The organism is Actinocrinis sp. (assembly GCF_035938995.1).
In the GTDB taxonomy this organism is placed as follows: Bacteria; Actinomycetota; Actinomycetes; order Streptomycetales; family Catenulisporaceae; genus DASZGI01.
On sequence record NZ_DASZGI010000278.1, the window covers coordinates 1 to 4,078 of the forward strand.

The 4,078-nt window shown below is 70.7% G+C and carries 4 protein-coding genes; 3 read left to right on the forward strand and 1 reads right to left on the reverse strand.

The window, feature by feature from the left end; all coding sequences use genetic code 11:
- Nucleotides 1–1,224: phytoene desaturase family protein (locus VGZ32_RS19145; protein WP_326887452.1), on the forward strand; the 1,224-nt coding region annotated here is incomplete at its 5' end.
- Nucleotides 1,225–1,280: 56 nt separating this feature from the next.
- On the opposite strand, the gene metF is transcribed toward VGZ32_RS19145, so the two are convergent.
- Nucleotides 1,281–2,216 carry a methylenetetrahydrofolate reductase [NAD(P)H] gene (metF, locus tag VGZ32_RS19150; RefSeq protein WP_326887453.1) on the reverse strand — a complete coding sequence of 312 codons (936 nt, stop codon included), beginning with the start codon at nucleotides 2,214–2,216 and terminating at the stop codon, nucleotides 1,281–1,283.
- A 91-nt stretch (nucleotides 2,217–2,307) separates the two neighbouring features.
- On the opposite strand from metF, the gene VGZ32_RS19155 reads away from it, so the two are divergent.
- Both VGZ32_RS19155 and VGZ32_RS19160 read left to right on the forward strand, forming a co-directional pair.
- Nucleotides 2,308–3,435 carry a polyprenyl synthetase family protein gene (locus tag VGZ32_RS19155; RefSeq protein ID WP_326887454.1) on the forward strand — a complete coding sequence of 376 codons (1,128 nt, stop codon included), beginning with the start codon at nucleotides 2,308–2,310 and terminating at the stop codon, nucleotides 3,433–3,435.
- A gap of 61 nt (nucleotides 3,436–3,496) precedes the next feature.
- Nucleotides 3,497–3,952 carry a ribonuclease domain-containing protein gene (locus tag VGZ32_RS19160; RefSeq protein WP_326887455.1) on the forward strand — a complete coding sequence of 152 codons (456 nt, stop codon included), beginning with the start codon at nucleotides 3,497–3,499 and terminating at the stop codon, nucleotides 3,950–3,952.
- Nucleotides 3,953–4,078: the final 126 nt, after the last annotated feature.

The window sequence follows — 4,078 nt, forward strand, 5'->3', positions numbered from 1 at the left end:
GGATGGCGTCACGAGGAGAACGGCGAGGCGCTGGTGTTCGATATCGGCGCGTGCACGCTCACCCTGCCCGCCGCCTTCCGCGACCTGTTCATCAAGACCGCGCGACGCTCGAAGGGCGCCGCGATCACCCTCGAAGAGGTCATCGGCCTGGAATCACTGGACCCGGTGCGCCGCTACGTCTTCTCCGACGGGACACGCCTCGACCTGCCGAACGCCTCACGCGCCCGCCTGACACAGGCCTTCGACGACGCGCTCGGCCCCGGCGCGGGCGCTGCCTGGCTGCGCGTGATCGACCACGGGAGCCGGGTGTGGAACACGATCCGCCCCGCGCTCGTCGAGGCTCCGGGCAGTGGTCGGCGTGAGCTGGCCCATCTCCTGCGCAGCAGGTCCGGACGCGCGGCGCTCACCCCGGGTCGCTCGCTCGACGATCTGACCCGCCGCTGGTTTTCGAACCACCCTCGGCTCGGCTTGCTCCTCGACGACTACGCGCGCCGAGCAGGCGCCGACCCGCGCCACGCTCCCGCCGTCCTCGCGATGCACCCCTACATCGAACACGCATTCGGTGCGTGGCGTATCCCGGCCGGAGCGCACACATTAGCGATCGCTCTGCATACGCGGGCGGCTGAGCGCGGCGTCGAGTTCCGGTTCAACGCTCCGGTCGCGCGCATCGAGACGGCGTCGCCGGGCGCGGCGAACGGAGTCAGCCTCGCCGACGGGGCGAGAATGCCGGCGGACATCGTGATCGCGGCGGTCGACACGGCGACCCTCGCGAAGCTGACCGGCGTGCCGAAACCGCGGCTCGCCTATCCGCCGGACGCGACGGCGCTGTGCCTCGCGGTCGACCCGGCGTCGGCCGTCCCGATGCCGCACGAGACTGTCCTGCTCGACGATTCCGGTCCTGCGATCCACATCCACGTCGCGGCGCAGCACCCGCTCGCCTGGACCATCCACGCCGAGGGAAATCAGGATACGGACACACTGCTCGGCAGGCTTGCCCGCCGCGGCCTCGATGTGCGCGGGAAGGTCGTCGCACGGCACGTGACCACGGGAGCCGCCTACGGCCCGGCGCCACGCGATCTGCGGTCCACGCTGCTGCGCTCCGCAGTCGCCCAGCCGGTGCGCGGCCTCTACCACGTCGGGGCCTCGGCGCGACCGGGTGCGGGATTGGCGTTCGCGGCGCTGTCTGCATGGCACGCGAGCGAGCTGATCGAAGCCGGTGCATGAGCGAGTAACGCGAGTGAGTTGATCGATCCGAGCGAGTGAGCGCGTGACCCGAGCGGTCAGCCGACCGGGGTTGCCGCGGCGAGGTGGGCCGGACGCAGATTGCGGTAGACCTCGAGCGTCGCGGTGGACGCGTTCAGCGTGATGAAGTGCAGTCCGGGCACACCTTCGGCGAGCAGGCGCGCACCGAGGCCCGTCGCGTGCTCGATGCCGATCTCGCGTACGGCCGCGTTGTCGTCGGCGACCGCGTGGATCCGCTCGGCCACTTCCTGCGGGAAGGTGCCGCCGCTCAGGGTGACCATGCGCTCGATCTGCGCGGCGCGGGTCACCGGCATCAGTCCGGCGATGATCGGGATGTCGCAGCCCGCGGCCGCCACGCTGTCGCGCAGCCGCAGGTAGTGGTCGGCGTCGAAGACCATCTGGGTGATCGCGAAGTCCGCCCCGGCCCGGCACTTGGCGACGAAGTGGCGGATGTCGCCCTCCCAGTCGGGCGAGCGCGGGTGCTTCTCCGGGAACGCCGCCACCCCGACGCAGAAGTCGCCGGACTCCTTGACCAGCCTGACCAACTCGGCCGCGTACTCGATGCCTTGGGGGTGCTTGACCCACTCTCCGCGCGGGTTGCCGGGCGGGTCGCCGCGCACCGCCAGGATGTTGCGCACCCCGGCGTCGGCGTAGCGTCCGATGATCCGCCGCAGCTCGCCGACCGAGTGGTTGACCGCGGTGAGGTGGCCGACCGGTGTGAGGGTCGTCTCCGCGGCGACGCGTTCCGCCTCCGAGGCGGTGTTCTCGCGCGTCGAGCCCCCGGCGCCATACGTGATCGAGACGAAGTCGGGGCCGACGCCCTCGATCCGGCGCAGCGCCCGCCACAGCTGCCGCTCGCCGGCCTCGTCCCGGGCCGGGAAGAACTCGAAAGACATCGTGGGCGTCCCTGTCGCGAGCAGGTCGCGCACGACCGAAGCCCGGTCGGGCCGGACGCTGGGGATGCCAAGTGCCATGAGTTTCACTTTAACCGCGGATCTGAACGCTCCCCAGTGCCGTTCATCCGGTGAGACGAGGCGTCCCCGGCACAACGTAGGGTGTTTCTTCGTGAACGCCCCGATCTCTCCCGTCGACCGCCATGCGCTGCGCACCCGCGTATCCGCCGAGCTGACCGCCTTCCTCGACCGGCAGGAGACGCTGCTCTCCGCGGTGAGCGCGGACCTGCTCCCGGCGGTCGCCGCGCTGCGGGACTTCCTGGACGGGGGCAAGCGCATGCGGCCCGCGTTCTGTTACTGGGGCTGGCGCGCGGCGGGCGGGGCCGACTCAGCATCCGGTTCGGCGTCCGATGCAGACGAGCCGGCGGCGGTGCGCGCGGCGGCGTCTCTCGAGCTCCTCCAGGCTTCGGCCCTGATCCACGACGACTACATGGACGGCTCTGACACCCGCAGGGGCGCCCCGGCGATCCACCGCCGGTTCGAGGCGCTGCACCGCGCGGGCGGCTGGGAGGGCGGGGCCGAGCGGTTCGGCGCCGCGGCCGCGATCCTGCTCGGCGACATCACGCTCACGTGGTGCGATGAGATGTTCACCCGCTGCGGACTGGACGCGGTGCGCATTCACGCGGCGCGGCCCGTGTTCGACCTGATGCGCTCCGAGGTGATGGCCGGCCAGTACCTCGACGTGGTCGCCCAGGCGCGCGGTCTGTCCGTCTCGACGCCAGCGGAGGCGCTGGCCCGGGCGCGCACCATCATCCGGTACAAGTCGGCGAAATACACCGTCGAGCGGCCGTTGCAGCTCGGTGCCGCTCTGGCGACCGGACTCACGGACGGACCACTGATCGACGCGCTCTCGCGCTACGGCCTCCCGCTCGGCGAGGCCTTTCAGCTGCGCGACGATGTGCTCGGCGTCTTCGGCGATCCGGCGGCCACCGGCAAGCCCGCGGGCGACGATCTGCGAGAGGGCAAGCAGACGGTGCTGGTAGCGCTCGCGGCCGAGCGGGCCACGGAGGCGCAGAGCAAGGCGTTGCGCTCCGGGCTCGGCGATCCCGCGCTCGATGAGGAGGGCGTCGCGGCGCTGCGGTCGGTCATCGCGGAGACCGGGGCGCTCGCGGACGTCGAGCGGAGCATCACCGAGCTCACCGACACCGCGCTGGGCGCCCTGGCCGCGGCGCCGGTCACCGCCGAAGCGCGCGAAGTGTTGACGGAGCTGGCCTACGCGGCGACGACGCGTCAGGTGTGAGTGCGGGAGCGGATCGACCAAGAATGTCGTGATGAAGCCGCGACAGCCCCTTCATCACGGTATGGCTGGCGAGATCGCGTTGGCGGTCGCGCTGGGGCTCGGCGCGGCGGGCCGCGGTTCGGCCGCCGCTTCCAGCCGGCCCTCGAACACCCGCGCCGCGTGTTCCGCCCCGAGCGCGGTATCGGCTGGAATAAATGTCCTGACAACCGCCAAGCTGCCCGCCCAAGCTCTCGCGACCCTCCGATTGATCGCCGCCGGAGGTCCATACCCTTATGCACACGGCAATACGATCTTCGGCAATTACGGTGGAGCGCCGCCGCACGAGCGTTACAGGTATTACCGCGAGTTCACCGTGCAAACTCGCTCTTCGGCGCTGGCCGGGGCGGCAGCGAAAGATCGTGCGACGGAGAACGCCACTCTCTCCGCCGCACGATCTACAGCCGCCATCGGGCCCCGGCCGACGCCGAAGAACCTACAAACACAGCGGCGGAAAGCCGCGGCACGCGGCGGGTGGTGATCGGTTCAGGGGGCGAGGACTACTACACATCCGATCACTACGCGACCTTCGAGTGGATCGCGTGCAGCCGTTGACTTTCCGGCGTTTGGTGAACACGCGTTCAACATCGTATGCTGTTTCTTGCCG

Excerpts from the sequence above, each read along its gene's own strand:
- VGZ32_RS19160 (WP_326887455.1), top strand. The coding sequence starts at position 3,497 with ATGGCTGGCGAGATCGCGTTGGCGGTCGCGCTGGGGCTCGGCGCGGCG.
- metF (WP_326887453.1), bottom strand. The coding sequence starts at position 2,216 with ATGGCACTTGGCATCCCCAGCGTCCGGCCCGACCGGGCTTCGGTCGTG.